The 25,154-nt window shown below is 39.0% G+C and carries 9 protein-coding genes, 2 tRNA genes and 2 pseudogenes; 9 read left to right on the top strand and 4 right to left on the bottom strand.

Translation table 11 applies throughout. The features are described from left to right. Positions 1-7 precede the first annotated feature (7 nt). The 3 genes and pseudogenes from IPO27_05165 to IPO27_05155 all read right to left on the bottom strand — a co-directional run bounded on the left by IPO27_05165 (position 8) and on the right by IPO27_05155 (position 1,692). Positions 8-751 (bottom strand): annotated as a pseudogene (locus tag IPO27_05165) (succinate dehydrogenase/fumarate reductase iron-sulfur subunit). A gap of 724 nt (positions 752-1,475) precedes the next feature. Then, positions 1,476-1,560: transfer RNA gene (locus tag IPO27_05160), tRNA-Leu, on the bottom strand. Positions 1,561-1,614: 54 nt separating this feature from the next. Beyond that, positions 1,615-1,692, bottom strand: a tRNA-Ser gene (locus IPO27_05155). Positions 1,693-1,980: 288 nt separating this feature from the next. On the opposite strand from IPO27_05155, the gene IPO27_05150 reads away from it, so the two are divergent. The 5 genes and pseudogenes from IPO27_05150 to IPO27_05130 all read left to right on the top strand — a co-directional run bounded on the left by IPO27_05150 (position 1,981) and on the right by IPO27_05130 (position 5,867). Then, a complete protein-coding gene (locus tag IPO27_05150) occupies positions 1,981-2,541 on the top strand; it encodes a hypothetical protein (protein MBK8845983.1) in 561 nt (186 codons plus the stop codon). Positions 2,542-2,558: 17 nt separating this feature from the next. Further along, positions 2,559-2,954, top strand: a complete 396-nt coding sequence (locus IPO27_05145; protein ID MBK8845982.1) for a hypothetical protein — start codon at positions 2,559-2,561, stop codon at positions 2,952-2,954. After that, complete coding sequence (locus tag IPO27_05140) at positions 2,909-3,151, top strand: hypothetical protein (protein MBK8845981.1); 243 nt, start codon at positions 2,909-2,911, stop codon at positions 3,149-3,151. The genes IPO27_05145 and IPO27_05140 overlap by 46 nt, the downstream gene beginning before the upstream one ends. A gap of 157 nt (positions 3,152-3,308) precedes the next feature. Then, positions 3,309-3,476 (top strand): hypothetical protein, encoded by a 168-nt coding sequence (locus IPO27_05135; GenBank protein MBK8845980.1) that lies wholly within the window; start codon positions 3,309-3,311, stop codon positions 3,474-3,476. 223 nt (positions 3,477-3,699) lie between these two features. Continuing rightward, positions 3,700-5,867: pseudogene (locus IPO27_05130) on the top strand (S46 family peptidase). Between the two features lie 74 nt (positions 5,868-5,941). On the opposite strand, the gene IPO27_05125 reads toward IPO27_05130, so the two are convergent. Beyond that, positions 5,942-6,151, bottom strand: a complete 210-nt coding sequence (locus tag IPO27_05125) for a hypothetical protein (GenBank protein ID MBK8845979.1) — start codon at positions 6,149-6,151, stop codon at positions 5,942-5,944. A gap of 1,701 nt (positions 6,152-7,852) precedes the next feature. Here IPO27_05125 and IPO27_05120 point away from each other — a divergent pair. From IPO27_05120 to IPO27_05105, 4 genes are all read left to right on the top strand, one after another. Continuing rightward, positions 7,853-11,929: a hypothetical protein gene (locus IPO27_05120; GenBank protein MBK8845978.1), complete on the top strand. Its 4,077-nt coding sequence runs from the start codon at positions 7,853-7,855 to the stop codon at positions 11,927-11,929. 63 nt (positions 11,930-11,992) lie between these two features. After that, a complete protein-coding gene (locus tag IPO27_05115; GenBank protein ID MBK8845977.1) occupies positions 11,993-13,339 on the top strand; it encodes a hypothetical protein in 1,347 nt (448 codons plus the stop codon). Between the two features lie 53 nt (positions 13,340-13,392). Then, entirely contained in the window at positions 13,393-13,836 is a 444-nt protein-coding gene (locus tag IPO27_05110) for a hypothetical protein (GenBank protein ID MBK8845976.1), read from the top strand. Between the two features lie 176 nt (positions 13,837-14,012). Next, positions 14,013-25,112, top strand: coding sequence for a T9SS type A sorting domain-containing protein (locus tag IPO27_05105; GenBank protein MBK8845975.1), 11,100 nt, complete (start codon positions 14,013-14,015; stop codon positions 25,110-25,112). Positions 25,113-25,154 lie beyond the last annotated feature (42 nt).

Genomic DNA, 25,154 nt, shown 5'->3' with positions numbered 1-25,154 from the left:
AAGAAAATTAACTTACCAACTTGGCTTTTAGGTAATCCCGATTTAGTCGTGCAATATTAGTTACCGAAATTTGTTTGGGGCATCTGGCTCGCATGCTTCGGTATTAGTACAATTGCCAAATCCTTCGGCATCCATGGTTTCAACCATGCTAATCACACGTTCGTGTCGCTCTGGCTGTCCTTGCGGCAGCAAGGAATATTGCGAAACTTTTGCGCTCACAAACAACATGGCCGAAGAGTTTTTGCAAGCGGCAACACATGCACCACAACCGATACACTCTGCTGCGCTAAAAGCGAGGTCGGCATTTTCTTTTGACACCGGAATAGCATTAGCATCCGGCACCGAACCGGTATTTACCGAGATGTAGCCCCCTGCTTGCTGAATGCGGTCGAACGCACTGCGATCTACCACCAAATCCTTAATTACAGGGAATGATGTTGCACGCCATGGTTCTATGGTAAGCGAATCGCCATCTTTAAACGAACGCATATGCAACTGACAAGCAGTAACTCCCCTTTAACGGACCATGTGCACGACCATTTATCATTAGGGCCACACATACCGCATATACCCTCACGACAATCGTGATCAAATGCAATAGGATCTTTACCTTGCTTTATCAGCATTTCATTGGTACATCGAGCATTTCGAGAAACGACATATCCGCACTAACATTCTCTACCTGATATGTTTCAAAATTTCCCTGACTACCTGCAGTTCGCTGTCTCCATACTTTCAACGTAATTTTCATAACCGAAAAATTTTAATAAATTTTGCCTTGCAATGTTACATAACAATTCACTATTGCCAAAGTTTTTTAGAACTAAATACCTTGCGTACAATTGACTCGGTAATAAAACTTTGTTTAATAAAACGGCTAAAAACTAGGCTTAGTATCAAAAATAACAGCAATTGTAAAACATGCTAAAAGCAAATCAATTGGACGTCACGGCTGTTGAGGTCATATCGATTTTTAAATCGGGTACGTGACTACGTGTATTGTTTTTATAGGTTTATGTTGTTTCAATCATATTAAAGACTCCACCTGGCCAACGTACATCACCAGATAAAAAAAGTCACCTTGCAACATAACAGCAAATTACAGCTAGTGCTAAGTTGAAGCTAAATATGCTTTTGCTATTTGCAAAAGATGATTTCTTGTTTGTGCTTTATTTTTTACTGTAAACTATATACGCTTAAAAATACTGGCATGATTGGTTTGTTAGGTGCATTATTCAATAACAATAGAACGCATTAATATAAATTCAGCTCTAGTGTTTTATTAGCAAAAAGCATATTCCATCGGCATGAACTTATCCCTGGCAGGTTGCACCTCAGCAGAGCCTGATTCCGTTTCAGTTCATGGTTGCAATTTTCTATCTCAAAAACTATATTTACAAACTGCTAAATTTTCCAGCCACATTCACTTGTTTGCTGAAATTAAAAAAGCGAGCATTGCTGCTCGCTTTCGCTAGTACCCGGGGCGGGACTTGAACCCGCACGACTGTTGAGGTCACAGGATTTTAAGTCCTGCGTGTCTACCAATTCCACCACCCAGGCAAATGCCTTTATGGAAACAAAAAAAGTTATTAGGCAAGCTAATAACTTTTGAAGTGGAGCGGAAGACCGGGCTCAGGACCAGCCACCTTCGACCTTAGCAAGGTCGCGCTCTACCAAATGAGCTACTTCCGCTTGAAACGACAAGAACTATTTTCTAAATCGGGCTGCAAAAATAATTATTTTTTATTCCTACAAAATTTTTTTTTCAAAAAGTTAGCACATGCCTGTCTTTACAGTTTATTGTCCTATAAAATGGCTTTATGCTGAAGTTACTATGATATTGGCTATCTTTATTTCAAACTATTTACCGTTGGTTGTGAAATGTGCATATACTTGCATCGTACTCTCAGATTTAAAAAATATATCGAAATGAAAAAAATTCTGTTTGTTGGGGTCTTTGCTCTTTTAAACCAGTTAACTATGGCACAATTAAAAACCACTAAAATTTCCATTTTTAAAAATGGCAGCTACTTTATGCTCAAGGAAGGAGAAGTTAAAGTAAAAAACAACCAATTCCTGATGGATATTCCAGAGCGCGCACTCATGGGCACCTTTTGGATAAACGCAGGTAATGACAATCGTGTAAAAATGATTTCGCTGCGTGATGATACCGTAAAGAAAAGCGCTATCATTGAAAGTACCAGCGACATGCTTAAAGCCAGTATAGGTAAAAATGTAACCTTACGCTATATGCATAGTAAGGAGATGCCAATACGCGAAATAAGCGGACAATTGATGTCGTTTAACCAAACTACAGGGGCTGTCAAATTGAAGGGAGGCGATAACAAAATAACCTTTGCAACCGCCACTAACCTGATTGAAGTAACCAGCGATATTACAAGTGAGAAATTCAGCGCTGATAGCGTATATCGAATGATGCGGGTATCACTAACAAAAAATAACGACACGAAAGTAAATTACATGGCCATGCAAAGGAATGAACTGGCAACCTCAGTATGTATTGAAACTGATAAACGATAAAAGAGGCGCGTCTTGAAATGAAGGCTCTGATTGAAAATTTTTCGGAAGAAATTAAAGATGCCGATGTAAACTTAGTAGTTGGCAGCCCGCAAATGCGCTATGGCCTTGCACTCGATCCGCTTACCAATAATTATCTCACCAATGTATACCAACCTCAATATGGTAACGCAAACAATTATATGTTTCAAAATGCCGCGCCTGCTATGGCTGCTAAAGGCATGGTTGCAGAAGCCGATGCCAGTGTTGTTGGTGGTGGGGAAGCATATAGTACCGAAGGCGAGAAAACAGCGATCTCTATTTTTACCGCACCGGAAATATTGACTTACCAAAAAACTCAAAAAGCATTATTTATCTTGCTTCGCAAAATGTGGATTACCAGGATATTTATGATGCCAGGTTATATGACCATGTAAATTATTGCAACACGCGCAACATTTACAATGATCCTAACCAAAAGTTTGAAGTTTATCATTCGGTAAAGTTTAAAAACAGCACTCCCGCCCCTATTACTACCGCACCGATATTTGTAGTTAGTCAGTTAGAAGACCCATTGGCGCAGGACGAAATTTCGTACACCAGTTGGCAGCGAAGCCAGAGTAAAACTTTCTAAAGCAATTGATGTTGAATTAAAGAATACGGAAGAAGAAGTATCGCGCGAAGAAAATGCCAAGCGAATAAACAAAACGGTATATACGAAAGTGATTTTAAAGGGCACCATTAATGTTGCCAATTTTCAGGATAAAAGATTACCTTAAACCTGGATAAGAGTGCAAGGCAAAGTTACCGCAAGCGATGGAGGGAAAATAACAAAAGTACGCAGCGGATATCAGGGAGCATTAAATCCAAATTCTGAAATTAAGTGGGATATAAACATTGGAGTTAATGAAAAGAAAGCCATTACCTACACCTATGAGGTTTGGCTTCAGGTTTATTAATTTGAGTAAAAATATTTTTAAGGGGCAGCGCAACAAAATGTTGCGCTGCTTTTTTTTTGCAATAATGAGATTTCGAAACCCTTGGCAATTAATGTATTAAACAATGCAAACAGGCTTTGCGCAATCCATAATTAGCCATATGTTAACAAGGACAGATTTTACACTTTCAGAAAATAAAGTACGTTTGCAATCCTTTAAACAATAAATAAATTTTATTCAAATGATGTGTTTCTACAAAAAAGTATGGGCATTGCTACTAGTTGCAATTTTTAGCACCGCCACCATGGTACGCGCAGACGAAGGGATGTGGGTATTATCGTTTTTAAAAAATCTGAATGAGGCCGACATGCAGGCCAAAGGATGCAAGTTGACGGCTGATCAAATATACAGCATCAACAATTCATCGCTTAAGGATGCTATTTGTCACCTGGGTGGATTTTGTACCAGTGAATTAATTTCGGATCAGGGTTTATTGCTAACCAATCATCATTGTGGCTTTGGTGCCATACAGGATCATAGCACAGTGGAAAACGACTACATCACCAATGGTTTTTGGGCTATGAAAAAGGAAGATGAACTGCCTAATGAAGGCCTGTGGGTTCGTTTTCTGGTACGTATGGAAGATGTTACTTCCAAAGTAAAAGAACAACTAAGCGACACCATGACCGAAGCTCAACGGACAGCCGCATTGCCAAAAATTTATGAAGCCATAAAGAAAGAAGCTACCAAGGATACCTGGTATGAAGCGGATGTACGCAGCTTTTATAAAGATAACGAGTATTATTTGTTTATCTATGAAAAGTTTGAAGACGTGCGCTTAGTAGGAGCCCCACCTCGCAGTATTGGCGAGTTTGGTGGCGATACCGACAACTGGATGTGGCCTCGTCATACAGGCGACTTCAGTATTTTCCGCATTTATTGCGACAAAGATGGAAAGCCTGCCAAATACAGCAAAGACAATGTGCCTTACAAACCCAAACATTTTTTACCGGTAAATATTTCAGGAATTAAAGAGGGCGATTTTAGTATGATACTTGGATATCCCGGTCGTACCGATCGTTACCTTACTTCGGAAGGTGTTGCGGTTGCTGTTGATCAGGTAAACCCTGCCATTGTAAAAATCAGAACCGAAAAATTAGATATCATAAAAGATGGAATGAATAAAGATAAAAAGGTGGCAATTCAATATGCAAGTAAGTACAAGCAATCAAGCAATTATTGGAAATATTTTATTGGGCAAACCAAACAATTAAAGCGCATGCGAGTATTTGATCAGAAACTGGAACAGGAAAAACAGTTTGCATCCTGGTATAGTGCCGATGCAACCCGAAAACAAAAATATGGCAATGCTATACCATCAATCAATGCGGCTTATAACGACCAACGTGCTATAAACCTAAATAGCACCTACCTGCGCGAAGCTGTATTGCAAGGTTCAGAAATTACTACGTATTCCTATTCGTTTAGCTCGCTCGAAAAAGTGCTTGACAATAAAGAATCGAAGCCGGAAGATATTAAGAAAGTAGTAGATGGTCTTAAAGAAGGAGCAAAAGACTATTTTAAAGACTACAATGCAGCGTTAGATCAAAAATTGTGGGCGGGGTTAATGAAAATGTACTACGATGATGTGCCCAAAGATCAGCTGCCGGCCGGTTTTACAGCATTGGTAGAAAAGGAAAAAGGTGACTTCGATGAAATTGCTGAAGAGATTTTTGAAAAGTCTATTTTTGATAATGAAGATAAAGTAATGGCATTTTTGGAAAGTCCATCTTCTAAAAAACTAAAAAAAGATCCTGCCTACAAGCTCTCATCTGAAATTATGAACCACATGATGCTTAAAATACGCCCTGCTTCTATGGCTATCAACAACAAATTGAATGGCGGCTATCGCAGCTGGGTGGCTGGTTTACGCGAAATGAACCCCGAAAAAAAAGTTTTCTCTGATGCAAATAGCACCATGCGCCTTACCTACGGCAAGATAATAACCTACGACCCTATGGATGCAGTAAAATATTCTCCATTTACAACACTTGATGGTCTTATTGAAAAAATGGACAACAGCAACGAAAAGAGTTTATTGTTCCTGACAAACTATATCAACTTTGGAAAGATAAAGACTATGGTCAATATGGAGAAAACGGGCAGTTGAAAGTTGCTTTTATTACCGACAATGATATAACAGGCGGCAATAGCGGAAGCGGAGTTGTAAATGCTTCGGGCGAATTAATAGGCCTTGCCTTTGATGGTAACTGGGAAGCAATGAGTGGCGATATTAAGTTTGATGAGAAGTACAAGCGTTGTATTAATGTGGATATACGCTATGTGCTTTTCGTGATTGATAAATATGCCGGTGCATCAAATCTTATAAAAGAAATGAAACTGGTTAAATAAAATCAGGGAGTAAATGTAAAATAGAAGCGCACAAAATTTGTGCGCTTTTTTTATGTGCACAAATTTGTTTCGGTTTATAGCTTATCGCCAAACTCTTTATCTGCTCTCTTTAGGATAAATGAGATTCCAATTATTAAAGCTAAAGAAACAGCCATAATGCTTCCCATAGTAATATAATCGTCTTTAGTAAGCACGCCCTTTTTACCTTTGAAAATAAAAAATGAAAGCATTGTTCCGGCAATTACCGATATGGTTATGATTGTAATTCTTCGCTTATCTGACATTGAGAATATATTTGCAACAAAAGTAGAACTAAAAAACCAATTGTGATAAAGCTATAAATATCTATTGCGAATTTATCAACCAAAACATAAACATAAAAAAGTCAAATTAAAAACAAAGCCCCGTTAAAAACGGGGCTCATTTGAATTTTAGAATCTCGAAACCTTACAGGGGTTTCTTTTTATAATGGTGGCAATCTTACGCAGTTGCTCTTGTGGTCTCAAACCTTACGGGGCTTGTCTTTTTGGTGTGCGAGCCTTACGGGGCGCGTCTTTTTGGTGTGCAAGCCTTACGGGGCTTGTCTTTTGGTGTGCGAGCCTTACGGGGCGCGTCTTTTTATGGTATCGAAACCTTACGGGGTTACGTTTGTATTACTACCTTAGTCTTACGGGACCTTCGGTTTTAATTCAAGCAATCTTACAGGACTGCTCACGTTGCCGGAATTTATTTCCGTATGGTATTGCTTTTATCTATCAGCTTGTAGTTTAATTATATGTCTTACGCACAAAGATCTGCTTAATTGTTCCTACCTTCTCTTTTAACCTCAATTTTACAATTCGTTGACTTCCTTTTTATTCAACCATAACCCTGCTATCAGCATCATTATGTTTACTACTATTATTACAATCAGCAACATGGTTCGTTTATTTTTTTCTATTAAGTAACGTTTTCAATTCATATGCCACCATCCTTTGAGATCCTGATTTTTCATTTTAAATTCCTTTTTGCGAATCATTGATGTCATTGAACGATGCAAAAGATGCATCGCAAACACAAGCAGAGAAAAGATGGTAATCATGTGTTTTTTAAAATAAGGAAAACCCTTGTTTGATCGGTAACCTTCAACTTGCTTTAAATAAGTATACCACTAAGAACGGCTCCATTTGTTGAACTTTAAGCATTTGAATTCCTTTTATAGTGACACCATTTTTTTATCTGGCATTTGCGTAAATCAATTAAAGAGAAAACATTAGGGGGACATTAATTGATTGAACAATTTCGAAAAGGGAAAGCCTGTTTAATCGGACCAGCAATTTTTCAAAAAAAAATAAACAATTAAAAAATCACTTTTGCTGATTTCAACTTTCAAAGGTGAAATCGTAAAGTGCTAGTTTATTCCTATTTGAACAGCCTACTGTTATGGCAATAATGGCATTTACGTTGGCAAAGTGCTCTCTTTATCTATAAAAACAAAAGATAAAATCTACCAGCCTAAAAATCATTAATAACAATGACTTTATATTGCGTATTTGGAAATAAATTCGCATCCTTGCTAAGGATTATTGAATAATCGCTTTTTAATTTTCTTTGTCATTTTGAACACCTGAGAGTGAAACTAAACCTGATACTAATAAAAATTTAATATGGCATCAAAATTATCATTGAAGGTGTATCACCAAATATAGTGATTTTGGAGTGTAAAAACCGATTCGCCAATTGAATGATGTAAACGTATGTATATTTTTACACCGCGATATAGAAGAACTAGAATTAAAATTGAAAGAGAATAAAACCTGTATATGTTTTGGTCCGTAAAAAAATAATGGCCAAGTTAAATTCAGAATTGAAAAAGAACTAAATACCATATTAAATTATTTGTAAATGTATTTGCGCGGTAAATATTTTTAAAAAAACAGAGAAATAGTTTTGCCCCTTAAACTTTGAAAAATAAATTATTAAAAAATTAAACTAATCCATAAGAAATGAAATTAAAAAATTTAGTAATCTCAAGCATCATACTTCTTGCAAGTATTTGTGCATTTAGCCAGCCCAACAAGCTTCAATTTCAAAAATGTTTCGGAGGTGATAGTTCCGAAAGCACAATAAATACATATGGCAACAATATGGTGCTTACCTCCGATGGAGGTTTTGTACAAGTTGGCAGCACCAGTTCAAATAACACAGGTGATATAACTGGCTATCATGGTGGACGCGATGCTTGGATTGTAAAGCATGATTCATTAGGCATAATACAATGGCAGCGTGCATGCGGAGGTTCAAACGATGATGACTTTTCATCGGTAAAACAAACAGTTGATGGCGGTTATATTGCCATAGGATACAGTAATTCAAACGATGGCGATGTATCGGGTGTGCATGGGCCACCAGTGGGCGATGTGTGGGTTGTGAAATTTACAGCTGCTGGTGCCATCACATGGCAAAAAGCCTTTGGTGGAACCAGGCCGGATTTTGGAAATGACATTATTGAGGTTGCCGGAGGATATGCTTTTTGTGCCTCCACGCAATCTAATAATGGTGATGTGTCAGGCAATCATGCTGTAAATTTTTCTGATTATTGGGTAGTAAAAATTAATCTTGTAGGAACTATTTTATCACAAAAATGCTATGGGGGTATCGCAACAGAACAGCCTTACAGTATTAAGCAAACTTTTGATGGTGGTTATATTGTTGGAGGCTATGCCAATAGTTTTAATAATGGAGATGTTTCGGGGTCTTTTAATTTAGAAGATGCTTGGATAATAAAAATAAGCACGACCAATACTTTACAGTGGCAGAAGGTAATTGGTGGCACAAGTTCCGAATATTGCTTCAACATATTACAGAATGCTGATAGCTCCTATATTTTTACCGGCAATGTGAGTTCGACTGATGGTGATTTGACATCGGCAACAGGAACCGGCAATATTTGGGTTTCAAAACTGAGTAGTGCAGGCAGTATTAGTTTTATTAAGTTGTTTGAAGGATTGCGCGGTAGCCAGTTAATTCCCACAACAGGGGGATACCTATTGGCAGCAACTTATTATCAAAATCAAATTCCGCAAAATGTTTTAGATGTAATGGTTAAAAAGCTCAACACATCTGCAACTGTAATTTGGGAAAAACAATATGGTGGAACTGATGATGATTTCTCATCAAGTGTAATTGAACTGCCAAGTGGCCGAATTGCAATAAACGGAATTACCAACTCAAACAACTATCAAGTAGCTGGAAATAATGGAGGTTCAGATTTATGGTTTGCCCTTTTAGATACAACATGCCTTTCGGCTGAGCAGCCTATAATTGTTGGACCACCTACTGTTTGTGCCAATGATACAGTTACAATAGAAGTTACTTCAGGTAATATTTTTAATAATACTGATTGGTATTGGTACACCGATACCAACGCAGCGCCTATTGACACAGGTCTTACTCATCAAGTAGTGTCCAATGTAAACGTTACGTTTTATGTTCGTGGCGAAGGTGTTTGTGCCAACGGCCCATTTGCAACGTATACCGTTACAGTTACACCCAAGCCCAACATATATATAAGTGGCTTTGTGAGCAATGCAACTGATTGCGGAGCAAATGATGGGCAAATAATATTATTTGTTGATAGTGGTGGCACAGCTCCTTTTGATTTTTATTTATATAATGTAGGAGGGTGGTATGCAGACAGCAATAATATTGGAGAATTTACCAGTTTATATGCAGACCACTATCTCGCTATTGCAAGTGATTCATCTGGTTGTAAAAGTGCATTGGGATTTCAAGCATATAGCGTAGCACAGGATTCAGTTGTATTTACAGCCACGCTAATAGGCAATGATACCGTACCTTATGGAGAAGGTTCTGCAATACAATTCACCATGGCCGGAGGCACTCCACCTTACACGATTCTATACAGTGACAATAGTTTCGAGGTATGGGGAACCGATACTACCGTTGATTTTGCTGCAGGAATTTATGAATTCTCTCTTCAAGATGCGGAATTTTGTTTTGGCACAGGTACTTATTCAATAAACATATATAACTTTAGTCAAGTTAACGATTACAAAAGCAATTTTTTTGGTAATTGGAATGACCTTAGCAATTGGCAACGATTTGATGGTACTAATTGGGTTAGTGCCACAGTTGCACCTAATGCTGCCAATGCGAATAGCATTGTAATTTTTGGTACGGTTCATACAAGTTCAGGTGTGTATAATATCGATCAGGTAATTATTACAAAAAATTCCGAGCTAAATTTTTCAGAATCTACTGTAAATGTGATTGATGGCGTGGGTGATGATATTACTTGTTTTGGCCAATTAAAGACAAATGATGCCGGATTGAACATGGCAGCTGCTGCGGTTGTAAAAATAAAATCTCAAGGTACAGGTGAATGTAGCCCTTGCGCAATAGCAGGCCCTGGAGAATTAACTATTGAACAAAATTCTACCTATTTAGTCAGTCCGGGTGGCAGCTCATTTTCTTTAAATAATAAAGTGCATATCAACAATTACGGTAACCTCACTTTACAAGATGCTTCAAATATAGATATGCTTGGTGATTCGAATGTGATTTCAAATTATGGCAACTTAACTATTGAAATGCCCTCAGGCTTTATCGCAACTACTGGAGTAGGTAATTTGATAAAAACATTCCCAAATGCTGTTTGCAATGTTGAAACCAATTTTGATATTATAAAACAACCCGATGTTATTTTTGAAAATCAAGGAACCTTATCATTAAATCAAGGCGCATTTAATTTGCAAGGCAGTACTACGCTTGCTGGAAAAATAATTGTCAATGCCGGCACTACACTCTTTGGTACCATTGATTTTGATGGAGATACTCTTGTCAATATGGGTGTGTTAAATTGCAATTCTTTTGATTTTTCGGGAGATACAAAGCAGTATTTGGAGGGCAATGGCATCATCACATTTATGGGTTTATCTAATACGTTTAATTTGGATGTGAATGGAATAATTACAATACTTGATGAGTTAAAATTATATCAGGGTAAAATTTTTACAACTACCAATGGCAAACTCATATTAGACTCCTTTTGTGTGGTGAATAATTTAGACATACAAAACAATTGGGTAATAGGCACAATACAAAAAAATATTCCATTAGGGACCAACATAAATGCTGTCTTTCACATGGGTGATAGCACAAGGTATGCGCCCAATTCAGCTCATTTTGATAATGTAATAGTTGCAGGCAACTTAGTGGCAACTCAAGAATCGGCCGACCATTTTGAATTAGCTACAAGTGGCTTCAACCCTACTAAAACTGTCAACAGAAATTGGGACATACAAAACAATGATGTAGAATTTGATAGCGCAGAAGTGTTTTTAGAATGGGATATCGCAGATGTAGATGCCGGTATAAATATTAATCAACTTACTATTCGAAAATTTAACGACTCTGTATGGCAAGATATTGGAGCCAATGCAACTACAGATACAAATATTGTTTCTCAAAAATTTACAACATTCAGTGGCTTTCAGGTGGGGCAAATAGTAGCGCCAACAAATGAATATCGCACAGTGCAATCGGGTATTTGGCCTGATGTAAACAATTGGGAAACTTATGACGGTATTGCATGGGTGCCTGCAGCGCAACCACCTTCAGTGTTGGATAGCACCATTACCATCAGAAGCGGCCACACCATATTTGTACTTAGCAACCTTACTATAGATGAATTGGTAGTAGAAAATGGTGGCTCTCTCAGCACCAACAATGTAACGGTAACTGTAAACGATGGTCCCGGTGTTGATGTTACCTTTATGGGTGGTGCCGGTTTATTAGGCACCTGGCATGTAAATACCGGAGCCTCCATAGATGGTAGTGGTCAGGTAAATTACTATGGACCAGAGGTAATTAACAATGGTTATATAGGATTGGGATTTTGGGATATGGATGATAACGCCAATCAAACATTATCGGGTACAGGTAAATTCAAGCATCTTTTATTGAACACCCTTTCAGGCACTACGCTTACAAGCGATATGCATGTGGAACAACTGTTCAATATCAATAATGGCATTTACACACAGGCAACTTCACATTGATATTAGACTCCGGGTGCAACGGCTCAAAATAATGGTAATGGCGATGACTGGATTGATGGTAACATGCAACAGTATTATGTTGCCGGAAATTCTTCGGCTTGGTTTCTTATTGGTGATAATGTTGATTACTATCCAATATCATTAACTGTGGATGCCACTGTTGGCGGTGGTGTAAGAGCAAGCGCAATAGCTGGTGATGATGTAAGTATTATTACCTCAAATATTGATGCTGCCAAAAGTGTCAACCGTCATTGGAAAATAGATTCGGCAGGTGTGGAATTAAGCGGATTATCCGTAACATTAAATTGGCAACCTGCCGATATTGATGCCGGTGCCGACTGGAATTTATTTGAAGTATCAAAACTGCACGATGGTATATGGACACCGCTTACAGTTACTAACCGCACAGCAACCTCAATTACAGCAAGTTATACAGGTAATCAATTAAGTACTTTTCAAGTAGGTCAACCTGTATGCATTATAAATATTCCCGATGCTAACTTTAAGAATGCATTGTTGGCAAATGCATTAATCAATACAAATAGTGATAGTGAGATACAATGTGCTGAAGCAGCTGCATATACCGGCCATATGTATATCAATGGATTGGGCATTGCAGATTTAACCGGTATAGAAGCATTCACTGCGTTGGATGGACTCACTTGTTATGATAACTCACTTTCAACGCTTGACCTTAGCGCCAATACACAACTTACTTACTTGTTTTGTGCAAATAATCTATTAACAAGTCTGGATCTAAGCAACAACCTATTGCTACAGACCTTGCTTTGTGGAGGTAACCCGATTACTAACCTTGACCTTTCAGCAAATACTGCAATAACATTTTTTAACAGCCCCGGTATGTCGGTTACCAATCTTGACCTGTCTGCACAAACAGGGTTGACATGGTTAAATGTTAGCAACACTCCTTCATTAAGCAGCTTAAATGTTCAGAACGGTAACAACAGCAACCTTACTTTCTTTAATGCATCAAGCAATCCGTTGTTAACCTGCATACAGGTAGACGATATCGCATACATGAACACTAATTGGAGTGGTGGCAAAGATGCTGGTGCTATCTATAGTACAAACTGCGCATGTATTGTAAATATTCCTGATGCCAATTTTAAATCAGCATTAGTTTCAGATTTTTCTATTAATACGAATGAAGATGGCGAAATACAATGCGCTGAGGCTATTGCATACACTGGTACCATTAATGTAAACTCATTAGGAATAAGCGATTTAACAGGGATAGAAGCATTTACAAATTTAACGGGATTGGATTGTTCTACGAATAATCTAACAGCATTAGATATTTCTTATAATACATTCCTACAAACAATAAATTGTGCAGTTAATTCAATTACTAATCTTGCATTTACAGGAAACACTGCATTTAACAATTAATTATTGGGAATAATTTAATTCCTGGAAGCATTAATCTTACTGGTCGTACCAATATGTTTAACCTTAATTGTGCTAATAATTTATTCACTAGTTTAACATTGCCTTCATCTATTAATTTATCAATGCTGCAATGTCAAGGGAATGCACTTACATCATTGGATGTTAGCAATAATACAGGGTTGCAATTTTTTGATTGTAATAGCAACGCCATTACAAGTTTAGATTTAAGCACTAACACCGCATTGACAACTATCCTCTGTGCCGACAATCAACTCAGTTCTCTTAATATACAAAATGGCTTCAACAGTAACTTGGTAATATTCGATGCTACCACCAATCCATTGCTCACCTGCATACAAGTGGACGATCCTAGTTACATGAACGCTAATTGGAGCGCGGGTAAAGATGCCGGGGCAACCTATAGTACAGTGTGTCCTTTGCCTTGCATTGTAAGCATTCCTGATACAAATTTTAAAAAAATGCATTACCGCAAATAATTTAATAAACACAAATGGCGATGGAGAAATACAATGTGCTGAGGCAACTTCTTTTAGGAGTAATAAGTGTTAGTGTTTAGCAATTTCTGATTTGACAGGCATTGGGGCATTTATTAATACAGGTTTAAATTGTCAACAATAACTTATTAAGTTTGGATGTTTCCACAAATTTGAATTTGGTAAATCTAAACTGTGCTGCAAATGCCATTTCCATAATTGCGAGGATTAAACGCAAATCTTATCTCAATTTTGCCAACCAAATATTTGTTAATTATAATCTTACGGGATTCACAAGTTTGGTCGACTTAAATTGTGCAAACAATCTATTGCCCGGTTTGCAACTGCCTGCTATCAATTCCTTTATAAATTTGCAATGTCAAGGCAACTTGCTTACAGTTTTAGATGTTAGTGGATGCACAAATTTGCAAAACCTAAACTGCAATAGCAATCAACTCACATCCTTAAATATTCAAAATGGAAACAATACCAATTTGGTAAATTTCAATGCACAGAACAATCCGTTGCTCATGTGTGTGCAAGTGGATGATACAGCATTCATGAATACCAACTGGAGTGGTGCAATAAATGGAGGGGCATTTTACAGCACAAACTGTTCGTCTCTCAACATTACATGTGCTCCCGCCTTTACCGTTTGTCAGGATAATATCAATGGAGCTTGCAGTGTTGCCCTACTGCCGCCTATGCCTATTCAAGTTGGCCCTTCTTTCACCGATAGAAATGTAACATATACAGGAGTGAATATTAATGGAGGAGGTAATGCCGCAGTGGTAGCACCGGGCTCATCGGTTTCATTAAGCTATTCAGTTGTAGCTAATTTTAATATCAATAATGTGTATTGCCCTGGCTGTATTTATCAAGGGTATATTGGAATTGGTGGCACCTTTCAAACCCTTCAATGCGAGCCATCAATTAATGTTGGATATTCCAATACATATCAGGGAGGAAATTTTGTGGCGCCATCAACTCCAGGTGTGTACTATTTGACTTACGATTACACATTAGATTATACCTGTCAACCCAGGTTCTTTAGTAACAACCCGGCCAATGCTATCGGTGTATTGGTGGTGGGGCCTCCCTTCCCTGTTGTTGTGGGTGGTTCCGGACCAGTAACGGTTACCAATGATGCTCCATCTTGCTTCCCACTTGGACAAATAACGGTAACATGGACTGCCACCGATTCCTTAAACAATACTGCTAGTTGCACACAAGATGTAACAGTAACCCCTGCAACCGTTTATTATCGTGACAGGGATAACGATGGATTTGGAAATGCTGGTCATGTGGCTTACTCATGCTCACAACCTGCAGGATTTATTTTGAATAATACCGATTGCAATGATGACAATTCAAATATTACCAATTCGGGATGTACGGCATCGGCATTAAATTTTGATGGGGTGAACGATTATGCATTTGTACCCGGTGTGGTTACAAACTCGTTCACAATAGAAACGTGGATTAAGGCAGATGCAAGCCAAAGTGCATTTGTGTGGGAAAGTGCTGTTTCTGCATCGGACCCAAGCCTTGAAGGCTCAACCGAAAATCTTCAATTTTGGGTAAATGATAACACCAATGTTTCTACAGGACCATTAGTGCTTGGAACGTGGAATCATATAGCTTGCACATTTGATGCACAAACTAAATTGCAATCTATATTTTTAAACGGTGTATTTGTGGATTCAGTTACTGCAATTGGTGTAACTGGTATTAGTAGTGGTTTATTTGTTGGTTCACGAGCAGGAAGTCTTGGATTCTACCCCGGGTCAATGGATGAAATGCGGATTTGGACTCGGGCATTAACAGCGCAGGAAATTTCTGATCATTATGCTTGTGAAATTCAAACACCACAAAATGGTTTGGCCCTCAACTATCACTTCAATCAGGGAATTGCTTCGGCCAATAATTCTTCAGATAGTATTTTAATAGATGCCAGTGGCAATGGAATTAATGGAGATTTAAATAACTTTGCTTTGAACGGACCAACATCGAACTGGGTAAACCCGGGTGGCGTTATCACTGGCACTGCTTGTCCATGTATTGTAAACATTCCCGATACGGCATTTAAAAATGCGTTGTTGGCAAATGCATTAATCAATACTAATGCCGATGGTGAAATTCAGTGCTCTGAAGCCTCAGCTTATACCGGAGCTATAGATGTAAATAGTTTGGCTATTACGAATATGACCGGTATTGAAGCTTTTACCGGTATTACCAGTTTAAACTGTTTCAATAACAGTTTAACAAGTTTAGATCTCACGGCCAATACAGCACTGGTAACCTTATACTGTCACTCCAACAGTATAGATACGCTTGATTTGTCTAACAATACTCAACTGGAAACTTTAAATTGCTCTTCAAATCAATTAACTACATTAGATCTGAGTGATAATGGTTTATTGCAAACTCTTGATGTTGGTTTTAACTCAATCACAAGTTTGGATTTAACGGGTCTAACCAGTTTGACCTCAGCTACCCTTCAAGCCAATCAACTCAGCAGTATTGATTTATCTCAGAATACAGGTCTTGTTTATTTATCAGCCAACGACAATCCACTTACTTCTCTTGATGTATCAGCACTTACTGCTTTAACTCAATTTTATGCTCAAACAAGTCCATCACTTTCTAGTTTGAACATGCAAAATGGCAACAATTTGAACCTAACTGCATTCAATGCTACCAACTGTCCATTATTAACCTGTATTCAAGTAGATAGTCCTGCCTATATGAATACCAACTGGAGTGCAGGAAAAGATGCAGGGGCTACATTTAGCGCAGACTGCAATTGCACGATTGCAATTCCGGATGCAATTTTCAAAACTAACCTGTTAGCAAACAATGCAATCAATACAAATGCCGATGGAGAAATTCAATGCTATGAAGCTGCGGCATATACAGGAACTATTAATATTGCTAATTTGGGTATTTCAGATTTAACAGGTATAGAGGCTTTTGTAAATCTTACAAATTTAGATTGTTCAAATAATTTATTAACCAGTTTTGATATAAGCAACAACATTGCTTTAACGAGTTTGTATTGCAGCGGCAACCAATTGGCAACCATTAATATAAGTAGCAATTTAGGATTACTTCAGTTAAGATGTGGAGCAAATTTACTTACCACTTTAAATGTATCGGCAAACACAGCATTAACTGATTTATACTGTAATAACAACCAATTGACTTCATTGGATATTTCCACAAATATTGCGTTAACAGCTCTTTTTTGTCATGATAATCTTATTACTAATTTGTCTGTTTCAACTAATTCGGCATTACAATATGTTGACTGTTACAACAATTTGTTAGGGAGTCTGAATTTTTCTTCAAATGCTGCTCTTTACTTTTTAAATTGCAATAACAATCAATTAACTGAACTGAACGTACAGAATGGCAATAACAATAATTTTACAGGATTTCTTGCCCTCAATAATCCACCTTTAACATGTATTCAGGTAGATAATACAGCATATTCTTATACCAACTTTAGTGCAGGTAAAGATGCAGGAGCTACTTATAGCACTGTGTGTCCTTTGCCACCTGGCGCTGCACTGGCTTTTGACGGAGTAGATGATGTTGTTTCAATTCCAACAACCGGTTATGAAACCGCTACATCATTTACTATTGAAACATGGGTGAAGCCTGAATCTACTAATTATGGATTTGTATTTGAAGCAGGGTATTTGTCTAATCCAAGCCTTGAGGGTCCTGGAAATAATTTAACTTTTTATATAGCGAGTAATACCTCTCTGTCAACAGGTCTTTTAAACATCGGTCAATGGTATCACATTGCTTGTTCTTACGATGGAAATAGTAATTTACAATCTCTTTATGTAAATGGAAATTTAATCGGAACGAATACTGAAGTTGCTTCCGGTTTTTTTAGCAGCGGAATTTCGGTTGGCAAAAGAACTTATTTTGGCGGTGAGTATCCCTTTAAGGGTTCAATTGATGAGTTTAGAGTCTGGAATACAGCCCGTTCCCAAGCACAAATACAGGCAGATATGAATTGTGAAATGACTTCTCAGCCGGGTTTGGTTGCTGCTTATAATTTTAATCATGGATTGGCTGGTGCAAACAATACTTCTATTACAACATTGACAGATGTAACAGTAAACAGCAACAACGGAACACTGCAAAACTTTGCTCTTACAGCAGTTACATCTAACTGGATTTTTCCAGGTGGGGTTGTAAGTGGAACTGCTTGTCCTTGTGCATTAAACATACCGGATACAACCTTCAAAAATGCACTGTTAGCAAATGCATTAATCAACACCAATAGTGATAGCGAAATACAATGCAGCGAAGCTAGTGCATATACCGGGGCAATTAATGTTAGTGGTTTGGGCATAGCAGATTTAACCGGAATAGAAGCGTTTGTTAACATAACGCAATTGAATTGCCAAAACAACTCCCTTACTGCATTAGACATTTCAAGTAACACGGCCTTAACGATACTTAATTGTAGTTATAATCAATTAGCGACTTTGAATACGACCAACAATACAGCTTTAACCAGTTTGCATTGTATCTCAAACCTGCTTACCAGTCTGGACGTATCAACTTTGGTTAACTTAAATATTCTGGTTGCTTATACGAATAATATTAGCAATATAAATATAAATGGTCTTACTAACCTTGGTGTTTTAAATGTAGCTATCAATAATTTAACAACACTTGATTTATCTACCAACAATAACATTCAATTCTTTTCGTGCGACAACAATCAGTTGAGTGCGCTAAACGTAAGCAACTTAAGCCAGTTGATTTCACTCAATTGTTATAATAATCCTCTTACTGCTTTAGATGTTTCGTCAAATGCAAATCTCGAAGTGCTTGGTTGCTCCGGTACTCAAGTCTTATTGCTTGATTTATCAAATAATGCGGCCATAAATTCAATTTATTGTAATGATAATTCACAAATGCAAGCATTAAATATGCAGAATGGTAACAATAGCAATTTGTTGAATTTTGATGCCACCAATAATCCTGCACTCACATGTATTCTTGTTGATAGTTTAACGTATATGAATACTACATGGCCATTTGCTATTGATCAGACAGCTAGTTATAGTACAAATTGTACCGCCAATTTTACTACATGGTACATTGATGCTGATAATGATGGATTTGGAAACTTAGCTATTGATAGTATTTCAATTCCACAGCCCATAGGATATGTTGCTGACTCCTCGGATTGCAACGATGGTGATTCATTGATTAATCCACTTGCTACAGATATACCAAATAACCTGATTGATGAAAATTGTAATGGACTCGATTCAGTTTTATGCAATATCGCAATTGTATTTGCAGAAGGCGATACTGCAGTAATTTGTGTTGAAGATAGTGCGGGCTATACTTCAGTTACACCAAGTGTTAGTGGAGGTACACCACCATATACATACTTATGGAGCGATGGCACAACCACCGCAACCATTGATACCATGTATGCTGCATTGTATACAGTAACCGTTACAGATATTAATGGTTGCTCCATGACTGACTCGATAGCCGCATTTTTAACCAACTGTATTATTCCATACTATGAGCCACCTGTAAATGATACCATCGGTAGTTTGCTTGGTGCAGAACTTACAGGATTATTTTATTTTCCCGATTCAATTGTTGACACCACACAAACCAGTGAAGTGTTCTTGCTTGACAATGTTGCGGGAGATGTACTCATTGAAGTAATATGCAATATTGGTTACTATGATTCGGTGTTGGCTTTAATACAAACTGCACCTTATGGTATGTCGGACATTATTGATAATGGCGATACCACATTAATCATTACCGGTATGTATCCAATTGCAAATCTTGTCAAGTTAGATTCGCTGCCAAATCTGATCAACTTTGTAAGGCCGTATTATCCGCCAATAACAGGTTCATTTGCAAGCACGGGATTAGCGTATACGCAAGGTGATAAATCGATGCGAAGTGATTCAGCCAGAATAGGCTGGGGAATGAGTGGGGATGGTGTAAAAGTTGGAGTTATAAGCGATAGCTATAATACGAAATTTGGAGACCAGGCTTTTAATGATGTTAAAAATGGAGACTTACCCGGAGACACTAATCCTAACTATAAAAAGCCTGTAGTAGTATTAGCAGAATACGACTACGGCAGAGCCTCGGATGAAGGACGTGCCATGCTGCAGATTATACATGATGTTGCACCCAATGCTGAATTGTTTTTCCGTTCGGGATTTTTAAGTACCGGAAATTTTGCTGATGGTGTAACTGAATTATCAGATGCAGGTTGTGATATTATTGTAGATGATGTAACATATATTACCGAGCCATTTTTTCAGGATGGGTTGATTGCGCGTGCTGTTAACAAGGCCAAAGATGATGGAATAGCTTATTTTACTTCCGCAGGAAACTTTGGAGCTAAATCGTACGAGGCTGTCTTTAACCCGATACAAGCACCAGCAGGATTTATTGGCATGGCGCATAATTTTGGAGGCGGTGATGTGTTTCAAAGTGTTACATTGCCAAAAGGCACTTATACCATTGCATTGCATTGGGACGATAATTACTACTCGCTCGGGCAAGCACCTGGGGCTCAAAATGATTTTGATATTTTTATGGTTGATCAGTTTGGCAATCGCTTGTTTGGATTCAATCGCGATAATCAATGGGGCGACCCTGTTGAAATTATTCCATTTGTAGTTCGCAACACGGTTAATGCCAATATCATTATCACCCGTAAATGGGGAAGCACATCCAACATAAAAATAAAATATATCATATTCCGTGGCGAAGGAGTAATTAATGAGCACCAGCAAGACACAGCAACCATTGTAGGACAGGCAAATGCAGAAGGTGCTATAACTATTGGAGCTGCTTCGTATTTTAATACACCTGCATATGGTGTAAATCCTCCGGTTGCTAATGCTTTCTCATCTCGTGGTGGTACCTTAATAGATGGCCAATCGAGAAACAAGCCGGATTTAGTTGGACCCAATGGTGTAAACACCACTGTATACCTTGGTGCCCCCAATGTGGATAATGATGCATTCCCAAATTTCTTTGGCACTTCGGCTGCTGCTCCGCATGCTGCCGCAGTAGGTGCTTTAATGATAGAAGCAAAAAGAAAATACTATAATCAGGAGTATAACCCTGACGATATGCGTTCTGATTTGCAAAGCACAGCTATGGATATGGGAAGTGCAGGTTATGATGTAATTAGCGGAAGCGGATTGATACAAGCAGATGCTGCACTTCAATTATTAGGTAATCCGCGCCCATTGGTAGATGCATACTCCATTGCCGACACTACGCAAACGCCCGGACCTGATTCAGTTTTAGTGACCATAACAGGAGCATACTTTAGTGACTCTGCATGTGTTATTTTCCAATATGACACACTGCCTGCTGATGTTAGTGGCACTGGATTATTAAGTGCCTGGATTCCGCCATTTGTAGGCAACCCACCATTAACGGTTTGCAACCCTGCTAAGTCGCCAAGCGGGCTCGATGGTGGCGTTAGCGATAGTTTATATTTCTTAACCTCTCCGCCAAAAAATGTAGTAGTAACATGCGACTATAAAACCCGGAGATATGGCGAAGAGAATCCAACGTTTACACACACCGTTACAATAAATGGTGTATCCATAGATTCGCTAGGAATAGACGAAGACAGCCTCGGTCTTTCGGATATTACGTATGAGACCAATGCCACCTCATCAAGCAATATAGGCTTCTACTACATACGTGCACTGAGCAACATTACAAATATAACCGATAGTGAAGCTGTCGCGCTTAACAGTGTGTATAATTATAACTTTACCGATGGGCCACTGGTAATAGGAAAGATGCCTGTTCTTATTACGCCTGATGATATAACCATTACCTATGGCGAATATCCCGATAGCATGACTTTTAAATATGCGTTTGATTCAACCCATATTGCGTTGAATGAACTTACTCTTTTCGAAGATAGCATTGAGGCTAAACATAAAAAAGATCTTGCCCCAACCATTGCACTTGTTGATGCACGTGCAGTTGTTAATGGCCGCACACTTGTAAATGCAGATATCGAGCATTTAAGCTTTATGGCAAGTGCCAGAGCCGTAGTAAATGCAAGGGCGGTAGTAAATGCAAGAGCTATAGTAAATGGCACATGGCAAGTAGTTGATACCAATACGGTGGTAGATGTGGCTACAGCAAGTGTATTTAATTATCAGGAAAACCCAGATACAGCAACACTTGTAAATGCGCGGGCGGTGGTAAACGCAAGGGCGGTAGTAAATGCGCGGGCAATTGTGAATGCGCGGGCAGTAGTAAATGCACGTGCCATAGTAAATGCGCGGGCAGTGGTAAATGCACGTGCGGTGGTTAATAGCTCAACCATAGAAGATTCGGCAGACCAACAAGTGGTTGCTATTATCGATGAAGATGATGTTAATGCACCGGTAAATGATTCGTTAACATTTAATACGATAAGTGTTATAACAGGTTTGCACGCTGGCACACACGCCATTGTACCAGGGGCATTACTCAACGAAAATTATGAGGCGACTTATAATATTGGAACGCTTACCGTATTACCTGCAACGTTATATGTAAATGCCGAAGACACTAACGCAGGATGCGATGGTGTTCAACCACAATATACGCATACGAAAACCAATTACATTTTTGAAGATGCAGACAGTAATGTGGTTGATAGCTCATCTGCTGTTGTGTTTGCTATACTTGATTCAGCCAGCAATACAATGGGAAGTGGCAATCTTGATGCAGGCATTTATCAAATAGTGCCCGCAGGCCTGGTTCTTAAAACTCCTGCAAATTATATTGTTGCGTATGTAAGCGGAACGCTTACGGTTGATTCTTCTATAACTGCAGCTGCAACTGCTGGTACTATTCTATGTAAGGGCGACTCAACATCACTAAACATTGCAGCTTCCTACGGCACTGCGCCTTATACCGGAGATGGTATTTTTACCGTTGCGGCCGGACCATATACATACACCGTTACAGATGCGAATGGATGTACCCGTCAGGTAAGCGGCACCATTACAGAACCTGCACTACTTGAAGTAAATGCAACAGCCGGAACTATTGGATGTCATGGTGATGCTACTACCATTACGATAAGCGGTAGCGGAGGCGTTGCACCCTATACAGGCGAAGGCACCTTTACAGTAAATGCAGGGCCATATAGTTACACCATTACAGATATGAATGGTTGCACAAGAATGGCAACAGGCATATTAGCTGAACCTGCCGCATTAACAGCAACTGCTAATACCGGTACCATATCTTGCTTTGGTGGAAGTGCCACCTTGACCATATCCCCTTCGGGAGGTACTGCACCATATAGTAATGCAGGCCCGCATATTGTTTCAGCGGGTCCTTATAGCTTTATTGTCACCGATGCCAATGGCTGTACTTTCGAAGTAGCAGGTGTTGTTACTGAACCTGCATTGTTACAGGCTTCTGCTTCAGCAGGCACTATTGCTTGCAATGGTGGCAGTACCACAATTAATGTTTCGGCAACAGGTGGTAGTGCACCATATGGTGGCACCGGCAACTTTACAGTAAACGCAGGACCGTATGCTTATACGGTAACTGACAACAACGGCTGTACTTCCCTTATTTCAGGAAATATTAATCAACCGGCATCACTATCAGCTACCGTAAATGTAGGTACCATCTCTTGTCATGGCAATAGTACATCGCTTACTATTATCCCATCGGGAGGTGAAGCACCTTATACCAATACAGGGCCACATACGGTTACTGCGGGTCCATACAGCTTTACAATTACGGATAACAATGGTTGCACCTTCGAGGTTACAGGAACCGTTTGGGCACCTGCAGCGTTGGTTGCTTCTGGAACAGCCGGCACCATAGCATGCAATGGTGGCACAACCACTGTAGTAGTTTCTGCAATTGGCGGTGTATTACCGTATAGCGGCACCGGAACTTTCACAGTAAATGCAGGAGCGTATAACTACACCGTTACAGATGGCAATGGTTGCACCTCGACTGTTAGCGGAAGCATAACTCAACCATCATTACTGTTTGCTGCTGCTACGCCATCACCGGTTGCATGTAATGCAACCAGCACCACTGTTACCGTTGCTGCCTCCGGTGGTACAAGCCCTTATTTAGGCACAGGGGTATTTAACAATCAAACTGCCGGTATTAAAACCTATACGGTTACCGATGCAAACGGATGCTCTTATCTTGCCACGCTAAACGTTGTGATACCTATGGTAATGAATACTATTATTAAAACCACCCATCCAATATGCGGTTTCAATAATGGAAGTGTTACAGCTGTGCCATCAGGTGGAGTAAGTCCTTACACGTACTTGTGGAATAGTGGGGCTACCACCAAAGCGCAAACAGGGGTATTAAACGGAACCTATACCGTAACCGTTACAGATAGCCGTGGCTGTACCGTTAGTGCAAGCTCCGTTGTAAATGGCTCTATAGCAACTCCGGCTATGCCTGCTCCTATTACTGGTATAGTTAGTGTTTGCAGAGTAAGAAACAATGTAACCTTTAGTATACCATCGGTAACAGGAGCTACCAGTTATACCTGGGTTGCACCGGCAGGTTGCAGCATAGTTTCAGGACAAGGAACTAATACAATAGTCGTAAACTTTGTAAACTTTGTGGCTCATGGTAATTTAAGAGTAAAGGCAAATAATAATTGTGGCTCAAGTGCATTTCGTAACAAAGCGCTGTATAGCATGTATGCGCAACCTTCCATAATTGGCACCAACACTGCATGTCAAAATCAGCAAGGTGTGGTGTATTCGGTAGCTGTATTACCTGGAGTATCCAGCTATAACTGGGTAGTGGTACCAGGAAGCACCATCGTAAGTGGACAAGGAACCAATAGCATTACTGTAAATTGGGGAAATATAAACGGACAAATTAAGGTGACAACTATGAGTACTTGCGGTTCGAGTTTGCAGGGCTCCTTAGCCGTGTCATTTACTTGTCGTGAAGGACTGGCTGAAACAAAAGCCTTTAGTTTTAATTTATTCCCTGTGCCGTCAGATCGATATTTTACAGTAGACTTCTGGAGCGAAATAGAAGCGCAGGAAGCAACAATTACGGTATATAATATGATGGGAGCAAAAATGCTGCAACAGCAATTTAACGTAAGCGAAGGCCAAAATTTAATGAAAATAGATGGCGCTTTACTTGCCCCTGGCACATACATGGTTGAGTTGCATTGTAAAGAAGGCCTTGCACATCGCAGAATACAAATTCAAAAAGAACGAGAATAACGAGCGTAACACTTTAAGGCAAAAATCAAGGGCACCAATTTG

Source organism: Bacteroidota bacterium, from assembly GCA_016714535.1.
Taxonomy (GTDB): Bacteria; Bacteroidota; Bacteroidia; order AKYH767-A; family OLB10; genus JADKFV01.
Note: the sequence above shows the minus strand (reverse complement) of the source record. Positions and strands in the feature narration are given on the sequence as shown.